This is a genomic window from Longicatena sp. (genome assembly GCF_982403165.1).
Map to the genome: position 1 here is coordinate 43032 of NZ_CEVYEL010000011.1, position 18639 is coordinate 61670.

Genomic DNA, 18639 nt, shown 5'->3' on the forward strand with positions numbered 1-18639 from the left:
TGAAGCACCATTCAACGCTAAAACCCAATCTAGATGTGTGATAATTACATGCTTATCTATCAGAATTGTAGCGTATAGTAAAAATCATAGATCTTTATACAACTACTTTCCATTGCACTGTTATACCATGCTTTAACAGGTATTCTATGAAATCTTCCTGCTCTATATCAAAATCTATTATCTATTCTAACGAATATTTGCTCATCTTTTCATTTTTTCTTATGTTTATCAAAAATGAGCCTTTCTTTTTTTTGGTATATTTATACTTTGTCACATATTGGTCGATAAACCCAGATAAAAAAGCTAATAGGAAAACCTGATAATCCGTAAATACTTTACCGGTTACAAGCCTCTGTAAGAATAAAACTCAGATGAGAACTACATTGGTGTTTTAATGACTAAAAAAGCATTTTAATTAACTTCCCTTTTAATCGTTTTATATATTTCATCGTCTTTTCAACTCATCGCAAGAATTTCCTCTTTAATCATAAAATCCACCTCTTTCATTGACAAGATCTGTTGCCAATAACTTTATGTAAAGTTACTTGTTAATTCGCATTTTTAATAGGCTTCACATAAAAACACGCTTCTAGCGTGTTTTTACTTACCGGATAATACTTCATTTAAATTGTTGTTTGTTTTTAAGCGTTTTTCTGCTTCCTCATAGGACAGCTTCAGCTTATGCATGACAATGGCGGCTTTTACACTATGATGACTTGCTTCAAATAGCTGCTCTGCACAACTTTCATCACAATCACAGGTCAATTTGATGAGATGCTTTGCTCGCTGCAATAATTTTTCATTTGTTGGCATCACATCTACCATATAGTTTTTATATACTTTACCTAAGGCTATCATTAACGAAGTGCTGATCATATTTAAAACCATCTTTTGTGCCGTACCGGCCTTCATGCGAGTAGAACCGCTGACTACTTCAGCGCCGGTAATGACTTCTATTGCTGTTTCGGCATAAGCCGATATTTTTGCCTTATGACAACAGCTCAATGCACCGGTATATGCACCGATTTCTTTGGCATAGCGTAAAGCTGCCACCACATATGGCGTTCTGCCACTGGCTGCAATGCCAAGCAGGCAATCATTCTTGGTAAAACCGACCTGCTTTAAATCTTCAACTGCCTGTTGTTCATCATCTTCACAACCTTCTACCGCATCCGTTAAAGCAATCGTTCCACCGGCGATAATGCCCTGCACAAGCTCTTTCTTTACACCATAGGTAGGAGGACACTCACTGGCATCCAATACTCCCAATCTGCCCGAAGTTCCTGCACCGATATAAAACAGGCGGCCCTGCTGTTTCAAACACATGGCTGCATGATCCACAAATTCTGCTATCTTTGGCAAACATAACGATACGGCCTGTGCAACCCGTTTATCTTCATTATTAATAATGGTAAGTCTTTCTAATGTGGAAACTTCACTGATCTGTGAAGAAGCCGGATTGATCTGTTCTGTATCTAAGGTTTCGATGGTATCCATGACGTATCTCCTTGTAATTGTTGTTCAATGGCTTTTAATGTTTCCTTTACACGCATTTGCACATTGGCCTCTCGAAATTTTACTCTTGTCTTATAAAACCAGTTATTGATACTTCCTTTTGCACTGTTATCCTCACAATACGTCACTTCAATATGATGTTCATCAACTTCTGTAATATCATAGAAATAACGATTGGATGCCGTCGGTGTCTGATACTTCACTTCATAATAGCGGTTTTCAATTAACGGTCCAACCTGAATTCGAATTTCCAATGCATCTTTTTTTTGTCTTTTTAAAAATCTTGAATACGTATAGCCATCTAGTTCCTCTAACGTAGCCGGTACGGTATTTTTAGAAGCCTGAATATCGGTTTTGATCTGTTTCAACAGATATGTATAAAAACTTTGGGCACTTACTGCCAATGGTACACTGACCTTCATACTGTTTTATCTCCTTTCTCTTGTAATTCTTCCAGCAGCTGACATACCGCAAGAGATTGTTCCCATTGCTGTTGTTGGAAGGCATGATTATTTTTTTGTATCATTTTCAGAAAGGCATCTACTTCATACCAGTGATGATTTTCCTTTGTTTCTGTACCAAGCGCATGCGTGCCTTGTTCATCATGAAAAACAATCGTTCGTAATCGGCTGCAAGCTCCTTCCATATCATAATACCCTTCTTCACATTGGATTCTAGTATGGGCACTTCCCTTACTGTCTTTTCCATAGCTGATGATGGCATTGCATTGCTCATACTGCATCACGATAACACCGGAGGTATCAATACCATTGGTATATCTTACATCATATTTCGTCATAGCTTTCGGATATCCAAGAATGCCATATACAAAATGTAAACAATATACACCTAAATCATACAAAGCACCGCCTTTCATCTGCTTAGCAAACACATTGCTTATTTCTCCCTGTTTTAAAGCATCATATTGTATTGAATATTGGGACAGATCACAGGTTAGTAAATGCGGATGTTTATCCTGTATGGCCTGTTTTAGGATGGAAAAGTTTGGCATGTAAGTTACCGTCATAGCCTCTTGAAAGAAACAGTGATTCTGCTTAGCCAATGCAATCAAAGAATCCAGTTCATCTCTGGAAAAAGCAATCGGCTTTTCACAAAACACATGCTTGCCATGTTGTAAACAGATCTTGCTTTGAGCTACATGTAACGCGTTAGGGGAAGCGATATATACCAAGTCTATTTCTTTATCGTTTACCATATCCTCAAGATCTGTATAAACTTTGGTACAGGAAAATACCGATGCGAATTCCTTTCCTTTTTCCTTTGTTCTTGAATACACAGCATTTACTTGCATATCCGGAAACGTAAGAAAGGTGCTTGTCAATTTTTGGGCAATCTTACTTGTCCCGATAACAGCCAGATTCATGTTCTCACCTTCTCACAGTGTACTAATTTTCTTACGACCTGCATGCCCTGTCGTTCATAAAAACGTCGCCCGTTCTCATCGGTAGAGTGAAACCAAACATTTTTTAAGCCATTTGCTTTCATATCCTGCCACATCAGATGCGCTAAGATGGAACCGATACCGGCATCGCGATATGTTTCTTTCACACCAAAAGGGCCATATCGGTTGGCTTCCTGTAAAATGCCTCTTTGCACATAGCCGATGATTTCCTTTCCTTTTTTACATAACAGAATCGTATTTTCTGCCGTAGCTGATTGCATTGCCGATATAACGTGTTTGCGCCAACCGGCACTGAAATTCATTTGTAGAAAAGATAAAAACGCTTCGCCATCTGCCCATGTAAAGTAAACAAAAGAATAGCCTTCTGCTTCCTTGCGTTGCTTTAATTCCTGGATGCTTTTTGGCATTTGATACGTCGTAAGATCCATCTTCATCGGATATGCGCAAGCTTTGAGCTGATAACCGTGCTTTGTGAAAAAAGACACAGTTTCTTGTTTATTTGCATCAATACCACACATTAGATAATGTGGACTATAAGCACCGACAATCACATGTGGACATTGCAGATAGTTTTCTGCATAAGCCAGTAACCGACTGCCTATCCCCTGTCTTTGATAAGCTTTTTTTACGGCAATGGCATAAATCCATCCCTTATCTTCTTCCAGACCTTTTTCTAAATACGGATACTTTCTTTTGATTGCTATACAAAAACCTACGATTTCTTTTTCGTTCTCTGCTAAGAAAGTAGCCTGATTATCATAATTTTCATCACAAAATAAAGTCTGTACCAGTTTTTTCATCGTTAGCGGATATTCTAAAACCACCTCATTCCACAGTTCCAAAAGCTGGGAAACATCTTTACTTGTAAGTTGATGATAGTTCATTTCCTGCCTCCTAAAAAGACATCCCAAAGGATGTCAAACAGCAATCAGACGATATGCGAAACCTTCCCGATAATATTGCAGTTTCCATGCATCCTCTTTCGCTATACAGCCTGCTACATTAACCCGTTCATCACTGGGCAGATCCTGTAAAACAAACTGTACTTCCCCGCTATAACGCAGGTAGTTTTCATTATCAATGGTAATTGTCAAAGCTTTTCTTTCAACTGTATTATGCGCTTTGATTTTTTTCGCAAACTCCGCCATCTCTCGTGATGATTGGGAACGGAGTATGCGGGAATTGCTGTCATAGCGAATGGCATGCACGCGCCCTAACAGCAACTGCTTTTCTTCCTTTGTTGCATTTTCTAAAAATGAGACATGCAGCACCAATTCCTTTTTATGCAAGATGCAATACAATGCATCCAACTCGGTTTCCTTTAAATAGGCATCCCCTGCCAACAGCCAATCAGCCACTAATGAAGCAGAAAGTTCTAAAGCGGCTTTTTCCACCGACATGTAACGCTGTTTTTCCATGGTAGGCAATCCTTTGAATATCGGCCCTCTTGGATGAGTGTGAGAAGCGATACAGGCAGTGACCGGAATACCATATTTATGAAACAACTGATATTGACTGATCATGAAATCCATATCTAACCCAGTATCTTCTCTAGGATAAAAATTATGACAGGCCTTTATTTGTATCTGATGCTCTTTTGCTTTTTCCAAATATGGAAGCAATTCTTTTTCCTGTAAGATGGAAGCATTTAAAATAAAGGTAGAAATCCCGGTTTGCTTGTGCAAAGCTTCCATGATATCCGCATTACATCCGTAATCCAATCGCATGGCATCTAGTTGTAATGAAGCAATGGCTTCGCATGTAAAGGGATCCTGTAATATTTCCATGATACTGCCACCACCGAAATCCACACTGATTTCCATACGGAAACGATGTACCTGTTTAACCAATATGGCGAGGAATCGGAGTTGTTCTTTTAGCGTGTATTCTGGTAAATGGGCAGAAGTAAATATTTCCTTACAGTCTTTGCTTTTTGCCAATGCCAGATAAGACTGCATTTTTGTTTCATCTGCATGTTCTTCTAAATAAAGAGATACACCATATCCCTGTATCATATTAGGCATCCTGAACAGTGATACGGATGATACCGGTATCTCCTGCTTCTACCATTTCGTTTTCTTTTAATAATTCAATCTTTTCCTGATTCAAAAAAACGATTGGCGTAATTGGTGATTTGGCCTTTTTACGTAATTTTTTATAATCCGCAACAACCAGTAAATCGCCTGCCTTCACATGTTGTCCCTGTTCAACTTTTGTTTTATACAAATGTTTGATAGTGTGCGTTTCCAAGCCGATATGTATCAATACCTGTACACCGCAATCCGCTTGCAGACAAACTGCATGTCCTCCCGGAAATACTGCCGTAACGACACCATCCATCGGAGCAATGACTTCACCGCCTAAAATATCCAGCGCAAAGCCATCTCCCATAACACGATCCGCAAAAACCTCATCAGGAACACAACTGATATCCAACAGTTTTCCTTTTATCGGAGCAAGAAAAGTCTTTATCTTTTCCATAACATTTGAATCTCCTATCTGTTTTCTTTTAATTCCTTTAAGATTTCTCGATAACCATCCAATAACTGGCTCGGAGAATTACTTATCCGTTTTGCCAGACCGACAAAGAGCATATCGACAACAAATAACTGTCCATAGCGTGAAAAAATAGCGGCCAATCTTGATTCATTCATTTCCACACTTGGTATCACAATATTAATATCACTTAAGGCACGCAATTTGTTTTTTGTATTATTGGTAATAGAAATTACCTTTGCGCCCATTTCCTTTGCTTTTCTGGCAGCTATATTGACTTCCTTGGTACGACCGCTGAAACTGATTGCCACAACCACATCTTTATCCGTACACAAAGCGGCATTTAACGTACCAAAGTTAGAATCGGTAATATATAGAGCCCGCTTTCGCAGCTTAATCATTTTCTGATGCATATCCTGAGCAACGATGCCACTGCTGCCGACACCAAACAGGAAGATGTTTTCCGCATCTGCCAGTAAGGTGATAACTTCCTCAAATACCTTGATTCCATTGAAGTCCAGCACATCCTTACAAACCTGATCGATATGCGAAATGATTTTATTCGGCATATCATCAAAGTCTGATGCCCATTCAAATATTTCATGGGTATTTTCCACACTCAAACTTTCAATATTCTTTGCCAGTTCAATCTTGGTTTCCGCAAAACTCTTTCCTAATACTTTTCTTACGAAACGAGAAACAGAAGCAGAAGAAGTACCGATTTCAGCCGCAAGTTCATGAATGTTCATAGAAATTATGTCTTTGCCATGGCTTAAAAAATAATCCGCAATGGCTTTGTCAGATTTAGACAATGTCGCATAGACACTTTCAATTTTTGTGTTCATATTCACACCCCATTAACATTCATATTATATCATTACCCCGGTTATTATGCTAACTGATTTCTCGTTTATCGCTCATTCTTATGCTTTTTAAATAGCATTTTCATGCATATTTCATCGTTTTATGGTTTCCAACCTTGTAAAATACGCAAATTTCCTTTGATGCGATATTGCTTCGCACTTGCCGGTATGAGTAGCGTCTGCGTATAGTTTAAAGCAAATGCTTCCCCTTTACACTCTACAACCCCACTTCCATCTACGCATACGATTACATGATATTGGTTGTTTGTTTCAAACAGTCCTTCCTTGGCAATATCAATCACATCAACATGAAACAGCGGGTGATCCACACCAGTATTTCTCTGATTGCATGGTTTATCTGGCAATGGATGATGTGTCATGCTGCAGGCTTCATCACAATCCAATACCGCAAAGCCTTTTTCCAGATCCAAGGGTCTTGGTCTGCCATAGTCATACAAACGATATGTGATACCGCCAAAGCTGCCAATCTCTATCGCCAGCATATCCTTACCACAAGCATGCAGCAATCCTGCCGGAATCAAAGCAAAGTCGCCTTTTTTTACCGGTATGCGTTGAATGTATTTTTCTAACGTACCTTCTTCAATCGCTTTTTTCAATACTGCTTTATCCGTAGTAGTCGTACCTGCTACGATGCTTGCACCTTCTTTCGCATCCACAATGTACCAAGATTCTGATTTTTCATAATCCCCTAAAATAGCGGCATCTGTTTCCTTGGGATGTACCTGAATGGATAGATCTTCGATTGCATCAATGTAAGCAGCCCGAATCAACTGATTACTATCATCCCTACCCATCAGTTCCTCATGATGTTCTTGAATCAATTCCTTAATACTTTTTCCCTGATATTCACCTTCCGCAATTAGATTTTCTGAATTTTTATAGGCACATACTTCACGGGCGATTCCAATACCTTCTTCCGGTAAGGAACGGATATCATGTAGGGTATGCCCTGCCCATATCGTTTTGATATAGACAGGCTGAAGTCTTAAGGGTTTCATTCCTGCTTCTCCCAGACAATCTTACCATCTCGTTTATAACAGCGGTAAGGGAATCCTCTTTCTTGAATGGATTTGTGATCCTGTTTACTAGAAGGTAGCGAACATGCCGCCACTGCCAACACTTCATCGCCACTATTGATGATACGATGTGCATAATGCCCATTGATATAATGCAAGGAGCCTTTGAATATTTTTTCTACATAGAAATCCTGTGCGCCATCCCAAAACAATAGGAAACCTTCGCCTTTTAAACCATAATAGTATTCATCACAATCACTATCCCCATGATAATGGCCGCTGGTCATGGCACATTCCCCATCTACCGTAAACGGATTGATATAAGTAATACCCCATTGCAGATTTCCTTTCACATAACTTTCACGATTAAAGTTTTGATTGCTTACCCAATACGCTAAGTTATCGCCATGTTCCTTTAATGCTTCTTCATTATTATAAACACCGATGCATTCCTTAACTTTCTTTTGTCGATCTACTACATTTTGTCCCTGTAATTTACAGGTATCCCAAAATTCCTGTATTGCTTTTGGTTCTCTGATAAAATCCATGGTATCCTTCCTTTCTAACGATTTTTATAGTCCAAATTCTTATAACGTGAATAATTTTCTCTTAAGAAGGTCTTATGTATCACAACCGGCTGATAGCCTTTAGCTTCAATGACATAATCCTCAATCGTTGCCGGAATCGTTACAATATCCAAGTATTTCTGAGTATAGCTAAATTCCGGATGCGATTTGGAATATACCTTGATTTCTTCTCCATCCACTAAGGTGAGTACGGTAAACTGACCGTTATTTTTACCTTCGTAAATTGCATGGGTTTCCATTTCGATTCGATTGGTCTGATAATACATCAAGTCTGTAGAACCAACGGTATATTCACGATATTGTGGTGTTTCTTCGACCATTATCGGTTCAATGGCAATGTTGTTATCTACCCATTCACTATCCCTTTCAAAATGTAAAACCTTTTCTGCATTCGCAGTATGGATTGGTCGTACCTTACCTTCTTTATCCTTACGGTTATAATCATATACCTTATACGTATATGAGCCAATCGTTAAGCTTCCCAGTTCCAAAATCAACTGATTTCGTCCGGATGAATGAATCGTTCCTGCCGGCAGCATGATCTGTTTGCCCGGTATGGATGGTACGGCATTAACATATTTCTGATAATCAATATCACAGTGATCCTTTTCTGATTTTTTCGCCAGCTCCAAAAATTCCCTGCCATCATTTTTCCAGCCGACATACGTCTTGGCTCCATGTCCGGTCGCAATCACATAATAAGCTTCATCCTGACGGCCGAATTCATCATAGTTTTCAATGATAAAATCTTCATCCGGATGCACCTGAATCGACATGTTGCCATCACTGTGCCATGTATCATCATAGTTGAAACGAATTGGGAAATAACCTTCAAATTCTTCCATACAATGCTGTCCCATCATTTCTAAGCCTTTCTTTTGAACAAAGGTATAGAATGGGATATCCGCAACATCATCTCCCACTGCGACTTCAATACTTACTTCCATCGGGATAAATTCAAAGATCCATGCGATATTGCCGGCAATATCCATAGGAATATTACGAATCTTACGGATGTATTCTCCTCCCCAGATGCCTTCCAGATATACCGGTTTGGCACGGAATGGATATTGAATCAGCGTATCTAGGATTTCATTTAAGGCATGGTTGTATAACATGCGGCGATCATTATCATCATTATCCAAGATGTAGAAAGTAATGGCATCTTCATCTAGTAAAGTCTTACGTAAACGCAGTGTTACTTCAAAGTCGACAAAGTAATTACGACGCATCAACAAATTGAATGGTCTTGCACTTTCATCGCCGATATTCACGAATTTTTCTTCTCGAGCACGAATCGCCGCAACTTTCGGTGTTACATCTAAATAGGCAATGCCATTGGCTGCCTTACGGATGGCTTCACTGGCACTTCCCATGCCATATATCAAATGAATGCCTTTTTTTCTTTCCTTCAGCGTTTGTACTACTTCCGCCTGTTTCGCAGGATCAATAAAATTCTCGATATTCCCTTTGTATAATCTACCGAATAATAGTACCGGATCATCTTCATAGTTTAATGGTAGACTTTCTTTTGTCAGCTCATCTATTTGCGCCTGTGTTTTATAAATATCCCACATATCGTAAACATACAGGTCTGTTTGATTTTCTTTTGCAGCTTTTTGCAGTGCTTCCACCATAGATCCAAATTGCGCACTGACATAGCCATCCATGCATAAGACATAGCAATCATCACGCATGGCAGTCTGCATAGTGGTAATCATCGTTTTAGCGATAATTTCATTCCCACGAATGAAATTTTGTCGTACATCATCTTTCAATTGAATTTTGTTTACAGCATTTGGCTCATCATAAGCTAATGGTTTAAACATGAAACTCATAACAATTTCCTCCTTTATACGATACATTCATTCTGCTTCGCATATATACTATATGAAAGTTCATTTGCATAAAGTTTTGATACATATATTTTACATAGTCGATACAGAATGAATGGTTTTGTTTTTAATTATGAACTTATGCACCATCCTGCCTTTCATAGGCAGGATGTACATAAGTCTTTTTTTATTCTTCTACGATGAAGGTATCCAGATTTTCCTGTTTAACACCAACAAACCAAGTGAATAAGAAGCCGCAAGCAATAGAAGTCGCATATGCTAATAAGTATACCAGTGGTTTGGTATTAACCAAAGTTCCTAAGATACCGGAAACGTTGATTGTTACGGCGCCCATTTCTGGGAAGAAGCCACAAACCAAGCCGCCAACACCGGCACCTAGGCAGGCAGTCACAAAGGCTCGGCCTAATGGTAAGGTAACACCGAAGATCAATGGTTCACCGATACCTAAGATACCAGCAGGTAAGCCACCGACGATGGCACTCTGTAAAGCTTTTTGTTTACGATATTTGAAATACAACGCGGTCGCTGCACCAACCTGTCCGCCACCAGCCATAGAGTTAAATGCATACAACGGTGTGTAACCTAACTGCTGAATCAATGCCGTATGTACCGGTGTCAGACCTTGATGCATACCGGTCATTACCAATGGCAGGAACAATGCAGATATAACAGCACCGCCTAAAGGACCGGCATTATTGAATAACCACATCAATGCTTCTGTAATACCATCTGTGATAAGTCCGCCAACCGGCTGCAGGATGTAAATCGTAATGATACCGACAATGACAACCGATAAGAGCGACGGCATGTGAATGCGCAAGGCATTTGATGTATGCTTTTTGATTTTTCTTTCGACAACAGCAATCAATGCACCAGCTGCCATTGCGGCCAATGTACCACCACGGCCATTTGCGAAAGATAAGCCTAAGAAGCCCATCGCAACGCCATTTAATCCGGCAACGTTGGTAACAATACCACCGGCAACCAAGCCAAGGTATGGATTTCCACCCATGACTTTTGCGGTCTGCATGGCAACAGCAATATTCAGATACGTAAAGAATGTACTAGCTAATACATTTAATACAGCCATGAATTGTGAACCGCCATCCACAACAGCAGCCGGATCAAATAAACTAATACCGGTCATGTTAAAAATCAACACAAACAGCTTCATGATACCAAAGATCAAACCGGTTCCGGCAAATACCGGAATCAATGGTGCGAATACTTTCGCAAAGAAACTGAAGATACCTTTAGCATCTTTCTTCTTCATCAAAGCACCATCGGCTTTCACTTCGGAGTAGTTCAAGCCGGGCATCGTTTTTAATTCCGTACAGACATCATCTGCCACACCCGGACCTAATACGATCTGCGGTTCTTCCGGAGAACCAACTACCCGTAAAACCCCTTTAATGTTTCCCAATGCCGCTCTGTCAACCTTAGATGGATCCACTACAACGACACGTAGCCTGGTCATACAATTCTCAAAGACCTTAATGTTTCCAGCTCCTCCTAAGCCTTCTAAGATCTGCTGACCTAGTGATAATTTTTCAGCGCTCATAAATTACCCTCTCTTTCTTACACCGAAATTACATTATCTGAAACTAACTGTAATTTAATTTCATGTATATTATAATATATGTGTAATTAAATTACAACTATTTTTTATACTTTCTCGTAATTTAATTTCATTTATGTGTAAAATGTATTAAAAAATGGCATTTTTTGCCACTTTTCGACGTATTTTATCTTTTATTATGTAATTTATTTTCTTTTTTCTATAGTATAAAAGTGTACACTTGTTGGATTCATCTCTCTTGTGAACGTAATTTTATCTACATTTTGAAATTTAGTTTCTCTTGAAATACTCAATTTCATACAACTTTTATCTTGCAGACAGTTGTTATGAAAAGCATCCACATAATATTCTTTCATGATATAATCCGCCTTTTTTATATGTTTTAGCAGAAAATGATATTCCCGTTTATCTTCTAATGGATTCGCTGCCATGATGGCATAGCTGTCTTTATCTTTGGTCGCGATGATTTGATTTTCCGTATCTTCTTCCACAATGAGCTGCCAAGGCTTGAGCCAGTGAAACATCGTCATGACATGCCCGCTTGGTGTTGGGATATAAGTATCTTCCATTTGTAAGAACATCGTTCTTCCTAACTGCTGATTCGGATTATGAAAACTGCACCAAGGAAACATCTTTAAGTTTTTACAATAGGAACCTAACAACATGCCGGCTACTTCACCACTGGCGTTATGTAAATTGTCCGGTCTGCCGGCATCTCCCAAACCATAACGCATACCGTATTCGCTCATCATCAAAGGCAATTCCGGTAAGTTAAATTCTTTTCGCAGTTCTTCATGACGAATATAAAATTCTAAGATGCGGCATGGATTTCCATGATATTCATGCATTGAATAATAATCAATTTTGCGCTTTTCATCCTTTGCCAGAAGCCGCATAAAAGCATCCCAGTATTTCCAATTGGACATACCTGCCGACATCCCAAAACCACCAATCTGCAATGGCTGTTCATAAGAATGTTTGGCATTTAAACGAGCTATGGCACGACTAGCACACTGATATAACGGATAGTATTCTTCCATGCGCAAGCCACCGAAACGCGGAATTTCCACTTCATTACAACATTCAATATAGACAATATTGGCAATATGCTCTTTATAGTATTCCACTACCTTTTCAAAAACTTTTTCATAGGTTTCCAGAGTAATGATTCCTTCAATAACTTCACGCTCATAACGGCGAATATTCAACATAACCGTTTTGGCATGCGCCGCATGAGAACGCAGATAATCTTCTTCATGCACCTGAAAAGGACTTACTTCCGTCAACGGCCAATCGTATTCATAATGCTTATTATCACCAACATAGCGATTTTCACCAATCAGATAATTCCAATGATATTCATTCGTTCGATAATCCCAAACTTCGTCCAAGGTCACAAACAGCCGAATGATATCCGGCTTACCGATAATCTCCTCCATGACCTCAGGAAAATCCGTATTCGGGGTATAACGTAAAGTCGTGTTCTGGTATTTCTCTACGTTTGGCCATGCCCTTAAAACAGTTGCTGCATCAATTACAATGTTCATGATATCCTCCTCTTATGTAATTATATTTCATTTATAAGATATCACCATTGTAATTAATTTTCAATATGTTATTGATTCTTTCTTTTCCAATACCTTTTATCTGAAAAATTTATTTCTTTATCTAAAAAATTCATTACAGCATGAAACATAGAAAAAAGAGACTGTAACCTCATAGACTTATCAATCTTGTCTATTTCATTACAGCCTCAAGTAAGACAATTATTTATGCAATTTATTCTTTCAGCTTTTTATCAGCCTCATCTTTTTTATAATCTTCATAGAAATTGGAAAATGCATGACAGGAACTGCAATCACTTGTACAAGAGCCACAACCGCTATTTCCTTTTTTAGCTCTGGTTACATAAAAGACAATGATCAATAAGCCGATAATAATGGCGCTCACGATAACATCTGCTAAGTTCATATCATCACATCCTTCTTATACTATTAGTATATGTTTTTTTCTTGATTCTGTCATCAGAAAAGCAAGGAACCTATCTGATAAACAAGTAGTGCTACCACATAAGCTACACCGGTTTGATAAGCCACTGTAGCCAATGCCTGTTTCATAGAACCTAATTCACGTTTTGTTGCCGCAAAAGCAGCTACACATGGCATATATAACACCGTGAAACATAGGAAAGCAAATGCGGATACCGGAGAGAAGATCGTTTGCAGAGCTACGGATAATCCGGCATCACTAGTCGTATTGGTTAATACAGAGAGGGTAGAAACAACACTTTCTTTCGCCGTAATTCCGGTAACCAATGCCGTTGATGCACGCCAGTCCTCAAAGCCTAATGGGGCAAAAATATGGGAGATCCAAGTTCCGATGTTAGCCAACATACTGGTAGATGAATCTTCTACAAAGTTAAAGGCAAAGTCAAAGCTTTGTAAGAACCAGATGATGATACTAGCTACAAAGATGATCGTAAAAGCTTTACGTAAGAAATCTTTTGCTTTTTCCCACATGTGTAAGAGCACACTTTTCGCACTTGGAATACGATAAGCCGGTAATTCTAAGACAAAGGGTACAGATTCCCCTTGAAATACAGTACGCTTTAATAATAAAGCAGACAGTATCGCAACAAAGATGCCTATCAGATACACACTAATCAAAATAAGTGCCGTATGTTCAGGGAAAAAGGCAGCTGTGATCATGCCGTAAATAGGCAGTTTTGCACTACAGGACATAAAAGGTGTTACCACGATTGTCATCTTGCGATCACGATCACTACTTAAGGTCCGAGTTGACATGATTGCCGGTACGCTGCAGCCAAAGCCAATCAGCATTGGCACAAAGCTTCTGCCACTTAAGCCAAGCTTGCGCAATGCCTTATCCATGACGAAGGCTACCCTTGCCATATAACCACTATCTTCTAATAAAGAAAGAAAGAAAAATAAGGTAACGATGACTGGAAGAAACGATAAGACACTTCCTACCCCATTACAGATACCATCAATCACCAAGGCATGCAGCCAAGAGCTTACTTGTAAATGCATTAGTAAATCACTTAACGCATTGACCGCAATGTCAATTCCTTCTTCTAATAAGCCTTGCAAAGTACCACCAATCGGTCCAAAGGTTAAATAGAAAATCATCAACATAATAAGGATAAAAACCGGAATACCTAAGTATTTATGCGTTAACAGCTGATCAATGCGCTGACTGCGCTTTAATCCTTGTGAGCGATGATTTTTCACAACACAATCTTTTACCAGCTCTTCAATATAAGAATAACGCATATCCGCTAATGCCGCCTCACGGTCTGTACCTAAAGCATCTTCCATGCTTTTAACGATTTTTTCTATAATATCCAGATCATCTTGATGTAAGTGCAAAGCACGCTGCATCGGTTCATCACCTTCAACCAATTTGGTAGCCGCAAAGCGTGTTGGATAATCTGCAGTCTGCGCATGATCTTCAATGATATGTGCAATTGAATGAATGGCACGATGTACTTCACCTTTACAAAAATCCAGATGAATGGCTTCTTGATGTTTACGTGTTTCCTTCTTGATTACACTAATCAAATCATTGATGCCTTCATTCTTACTAGCGGAAATCGGTACGATGGGAATTTGTAAATGCTTTGACAGCTTTTCTACATCAATACTGTTTCCACTGGCAGTAACTTCATCCATCATATTCAATGCGATGACCATCGGTGTCTTTAATTCCATCAACTGTAAAGATAAATATAAGTTTCGTTCAATATTGGTCGCATCCACGATATTAACAATTAAGGCAGGATGATCTTTTAAGATAAAATCTCTTGTGACAACTTCTTCACTTGTATAAGGCGACAAAGAATAAATGCCCGGAAGATCGACAAGTGTTGCCTCTTTGAAATTCTTAATGATTCCCATTTTCTTTTCTACTGTTACCCCGGGAAAGTTACCGACATGCTGATTGCTTCCGGTTAAACGGTTAAATAAGGTTGTCTTGCCACAGTTCTGGTTACCGGCTAATGCAATTAGCACTTCACTCATAGCACTTCCTCCTTAACTAGTACTTCAATCTCTGCTGCATCCTGCAAACGCAGTGTTAATACATAACCACGCAAATATAATTCCATGGGATCTCCCATAGGGGCAATCTTAGTTACCTGAATTTTGGTCTTAGGAGTTAATCCCATATCTAAAAGTCTTCTGCGCAATGCTCCTTGCCCACCTACACTTTGTATGATGCCGCCCATACCCGGACGTATTTTGTCTAATGTCGTCATCATGCTGTCTACCGCCTTCCTAAAAAAGTTATACGCGTCTAACTTTTACATATCTATCATACTCGAAATTCTTAACTTGTCAACAAATTGCATGTGTTTCGTAAAGAAAAGTAATAAATTCATGTATGAATGCGTTTACATCAAATGATATGCTCTGTCGTGTATAATGATAAGTAAAAAAGACAAGAGCGAAAGTAAATTCTCGTTAGCGGGTCTTTCTGGATTTGATGCATATTAGGCAATGAAAAGCACATCACCCTGTGAAACAAAGTAACGACTAGCTTTGTGCCTAATTGAGGCAAAGACTGCCTTTTATATAAAACAGCTTTCTATATCATAAAGGCTTTTTCCAGATAGATGTGATGTATCAATTAAGATTCTTCATTACAGGAAAAAGCAAAAAACGCCATAATAAAAAGAGTGTTTCCACTCTAACAGCATAATATAGGATAGCACATGCCGCCTCCACCAAGGCACATATTACATAACAGCAAATAACAACAGAAATTGCTTGCACCACCAAACGGTGTCTGCATCTGCTGATAGCGCGTCCTGCCTCTTTGCAACTGCGCATACAATTGACGATACTGTTGGTTGCTTGGATCCATTTGACAAGCTTTTTCCGCCGCATCCATTGCCGCAATATGATTACCTAAGCCATAATTCGCAATGGCAAACAGATAATACCAGCTGGCATCACGTTCTTGAATATTAATTAAAACATTGTACGCTGCCTGATATTGACCGGTATTCAGATAATTCACTACCGCTTGATAATCATTCGTTGCCCCACCCTTTTGATAGCCTTGATAATTACCATAGCTACTGCTAAAGCCACTGGCATTCCAAAAGTCTTGCGGTCCACCGTTTTTCTTATAATCCATGATCTGCTGGTAAGCATTCTGAATTTCTTTAAACTTTTCTTCAGCTCCCGCTGTTTTATTTACATCCGGATGATACTGCTTTGCTAATCGTCGGTATGCTTTTTTTATTTCATCTTCACTGGCATCTCTTGATACCCCTAATATCTTATAAGGATCTTCCATCTTCTTCACCTGTTCTCTTTTTACGTGCTAATTCATATTTTGCCCATATCCCTGAGTATAATACGTTGCGGATGATATCTGCATACGCAATGATAGGCAATATTTCAAAAGCCTCACATGATGCGGAAATCATCAATTCTAAAATCGTGCGCATGCGTTCATCAAAATCGCTTTTCTTCGCTTCTTCTAACAAAGGATTAAAACACTGTTTCTTTTTATCTTCTTCTAGATCATCATAAGCATCCAGCAGATAAATATAGCGTCCCAGATAATCGCCCATCGTTCTTAAAGTGGGTGCCCACACATCTTCCTTGTAGCATAAAATTTCTGCCATAAAACGTCCTGTATAGGAAGCCAACAGATCCAGATCCCTAGTTCCCTTTTTTTCTTCTTCACCAAGTGCTATCAAGGCTTCTTCAATACGTGTTACTTTCTCAGGATACTTTTGCTTAATGCTTTCATAGCGATGCTTTAATACTTTCTGATACATATGTGATGTATGCGAATGTTCATCCTGCCAATTGTCTTCACACTTTAAATACGTTAAGACAATCGTCATCTCGGCCGCATAGCTAAGATAGATGTTATCATACATCCTATGCTTTTGCATGGGATGTATCATACAGCGTTTCATCTTCTCTTCCGTAGGCGGTTCATATAACGCAGTTAACAAAATGGCCAGAAATGTCATATCGTAATTTAAGGAAAACCGTGACAGCTGTCCAAATTCTTTTTTCAAACATTGACAAAGGCCACAGTAAAAACTGCGATAAACATCAAAATCTTTGATTTTTAGTTCCGGTTTATTTACAATGACATAGCCAAACATGCTCTTACCTCAAATATATTCATGTCATATAGTTTAACCTGTTCTTTAAAAAAATTCAAGAACAGGCGTTAAAATAACATGATTCTACATATTCAAAGGATATAAAAAACATTGTTTTAGATGCTTTCTTTGTGTTTCATCAATACCGAATTCTGCTTGAAAATAGGCTTCATAGGTTTGATAGCGTTGTTTAATAGCCTGCAAAGCTGCCCTAAGATACTGCTTTTGTACCCCCATTACAGCCTCCATATCCGTTTGCGAAGCTGTTACCTGCGCATAGATTTTCGCATTCTCCTTTTTACGATACTGATTGCTTAAGACATAATCATTTAAGATGGTTTCTTCATCAACATCAAGCAGCAACAATAGCAAAGCTGCCCCAAAACCAGTGCGATCTTTTCCTGCACTGCAATGAAACAATACAGGTACCTCTTCCTCTAACACCACTTGTACAAGAAGGCGATATGCAGGATTATCAAAAGGAAGCTTCCTATAAACCTGCATCATCATATTCTTTAACAATGTGACATCTACTTGTTGCAATAATGTCGCAAAATCAAAACTGCCTTTTACATCCATTCCTTGATCAAAAGTTATCGCCGATATGGGATGATACTTCGCTTCCCGTAAGTGGATGTCCTCCTTGCCTTTACGTTCCATATCACTACGCAAATCCAGAATATGTTGTATATGCAGTTGATGCAAATAATCCACATGATCCTTCTGTAAATCACACAAAGGAGCACTGCGATAAAAACAATCATAGCGTACCTGTTGTCCATCACGATTCACATAACCGCCAAGATCACGAAAGTTCACAACACCGGTGTCAGGTAGCGCCCGTGGTTTTACGACAAAGGTTTGCTTGTCTTTGCGAATATAGAGCATTGGACGTTTGTCCTTGCCAGAAAGCAAAAGGCGCTGATTTCCTGTAACCTGCTGTAAGAGGCATCTTTTCTCATCGTAGACATCATAAACTCCTGCATCTGCATCCATCTCTAACAACCAACCATCTTCATAACGTAATTCCATAGTTAATATCTCCTATTCATCACACATATCATATATTTTCTACTATCTTCTAGTGTGCTGTATCGTTGATATTTAACATTACTACTGCATCTTATTCAGA

At 39.0% G+C, this 18639-nt stretch carries 18 protein-coding genes; all 18 read right to left on the minus strand.

The window, feature by feature from the left end:
- Positions 1-600: 600 nt before the first annotated feature.
- The 18 genes from murQ to AC1VS3_RS04030 all read right to left on the minus strand — a co-directional run bounded on the left by murQ (position 601) and on the right by AC1VS3_RS04030 (position 18539).
- On the minus strand, positions 601-1497 hold the full coding sequence (gene murQ, locus AC1VS3_RS03945; RefSeq protein WP_008689138.1) for an N-acetylmuramic acid 6-phosphate etherase: 897 nt from the start codon (positions 1495-1497) through the stop codon (positions 601-603).
- The gene (locus AC1VS3_RS03950; protein WP_008689140.1) at positions 1476-1937 is read right to left on the minus strand and encodes a DUF3284 domain-containing protein; all 462 of its coding nucleotides are present in this window, start codon (positions 1935-1937) and stop codon (positions 1476-1478) included. Before AC1VS3_RS03950 ends, murQ begins: the two co-directional genes overlap by 22 nt.
- On the minus strand, positions 1934-2899 hold the full coding sequence (locus AC1VS3_RS03955) for a Gfo/Idh/MocA family protein (protein ID WP_008689141.1): 966 nt from the start codon (positions 2897-2899) through the stop codon (positions 1934-1936). The genes AC1VS3_RS03950 and AC1VS3_RS03955 overlap by 4 nt, the downstream gene beginning before the upstream one ends.
- A complete protein-coding gene (locus AC1VS3_RS03960; protein WP_008689142.1) occupies positions 2896-3822 on the minus strand; it encodes a GNAT family N-acetyltransferase in 927 nt (308 codons plus the stop codon). Before AC1VS3_RS03960 ends, AC1VS3_RS03955 begins: the two co-directional genes overlap by 4 nt.
- Before the next feature lie 33 nt (positions 3823-3855).
- The gene (locus tag AC1VS3_RS03965) at positions 3856-4953 is read right to left on the minus strand and encodes a MupG family TIM beta-alpha barrel fold protein (protein ID WP_008689143.1); all 1098 of its coding nucleotides are present in this window, start codon (positions 4951-4953) and stop codon (positions 3856-3858) included.
- Between the two features lies 1 nt (position 4954).
- Positions 4955-5419, minus strand: coding sequence for a PTS sugar transporter subunit IIA (locus AC1VS3_RS03970; protein WP_008689144.1), 465 nt, complete (start codon positions 5417-5419; stop codon positions 4955-4957).
- A 14-nt stretch (positions 5420-5433) separates the two neighbouring features.
- A complete protein-coding gene (locus tag AC1VS3_RS03975) occupies positions 5434-6279 on the minus strand; it encodes a MurR/RpiR family transcriptional regulator (protein WP_008689145.1) in 846 nt (281 codons plus the stop codon).
- A 119-nt stretch (positions 6280-6398) separates the two neighbouring features.
- The gene (locus AC1VS3_RS03980) at positions 6399-7316 is read right to left on the minus strand and encodes a class I mannose-6-phosphate isomerase (protein ID WP_008689146.1); all 918 of its coding nucleotides are present in this window, start codon (positions 7314-7316) and stop codon (positions 6399-6401) included.
- On the minus strand, positions 7313-7882 hold the full coding sequence (locus tag AC1VS3_RS03985; protein ID WP_008689147.1) for a glucose-6-phosphate isomerase family protein: 570 nt from the start codon (positions 7880-7882) through the stop codon (positions 7313-7315). The genes AC1VS3_RS03980 and AC1VS3_RS03985 overlap by 4 nt, the downstream gene beginning before the upstream one ends.
- Positions 7883-7896: 14 nt before the next feature.
- Entirely contained in the window at positions 7897-9759 is a 1863-nt protein-coding gene (locus AC1VS3_RS03990; RefSeq protein ID WP_008689148.1) for a class I mannose-6-phosphate isomerase, read from the minus strand.
- A gap of 184 nt (positions 9760-9943) precedes the next feature.
- On the minus strand, positions 9944-11338 hold the full coding sequence (locus AC1VS3_RS03995) for a PTS transporter subunit EIIC (RefSeq protein ID WP_481275521.1): 1395 nt from the start codon (positions 11336-11338) through the stop codon (positions 9944-9946).
- A 203-nt stretch (positions 11339-11541) separates the two neighbouring features.
- Entirely contained in the window at positions 11542-12903 is a 1362-nt protein-coding gene (locus tag AC1VS3_RS04000) for a hypothetical protein (RefSeq protein ID WP_008689150.1), read from the minus strand.
- 232 nt (positions 12904-13135) lie between these two features.
- Entirely contained in the window at positions 13136-13327 is a 192-nt protein-coding gene (locus AC1VS3_RS04005) for a FeoB-associated Cys-rich membrane protein (RefSeq protein WP_008689151.1), read from the minus strand.
- A gap of 53 nt (positions 13328-13380) precedes the next feature.
- Positions 13381-15396: a ferrous iron transport protein B gene (gene feoB / locus AC1VS3_RS04010; RefSeq protein WP_008689153.1), complete on the minus strand. Its 2016-nt coding sequence runs from the start codon at positions 15394-15396 to the stop codon at positions 13381-13383.
- Positions 15393-15635, minus strand: coding sequence for a FeoA family protein (locus AC1VS3_RS04015; protein WP_008689156.1), 243 nt, complete (start codon positions 15633-15635; stop codon positions 15393-15395). The genes feoB and AC1VS3_RS04015 overlap by 4 nt, the downstream gene beginning before the upstream one ends.
- Positions 15636-16063: 428 nt before the next feature.
- On the minus strand, positions 16064-16678 hold the full coding sequence (locus tag AC1VS3_RS04020; protein ID WP_008689158.1) for a tetratricopeptide repeat protein: 615 nt from the start codon (positions 16676-16678) through the stop codon (positions 16064-16066).
- Complete coding sequence (locus AC1VS3_RS04025) at positions 16662-17507, minus strand: DUF5685 family protein (RefSeq protein ID WP_008689159.1); 846 nt, start codon at positions 17505-17507, stop codon at positions 16662-16664. The genes AC1VS3_RS04020 and AC1VS3_RS04025 overlap by 17 nt, the downstream gene beginning before the upstream one ends.
- An 84-nt stretch (positions 17508-17591) precedes the next feature.
- Positions 17592-18539 carry a tyrosine-protein phosphatase gene (locus AC1VS3_RS04030; RefSeq protein ID WP_008689160.1) on the minus strand — a complete coding sequence of 316 codons (948 nt, stop codon included), beginning with the start codon at positions 18537-18539 and terminating at the stop codon, positions 17592-17594.
- Positions 18540-18639: the final 100 nt, after the last annotated feature.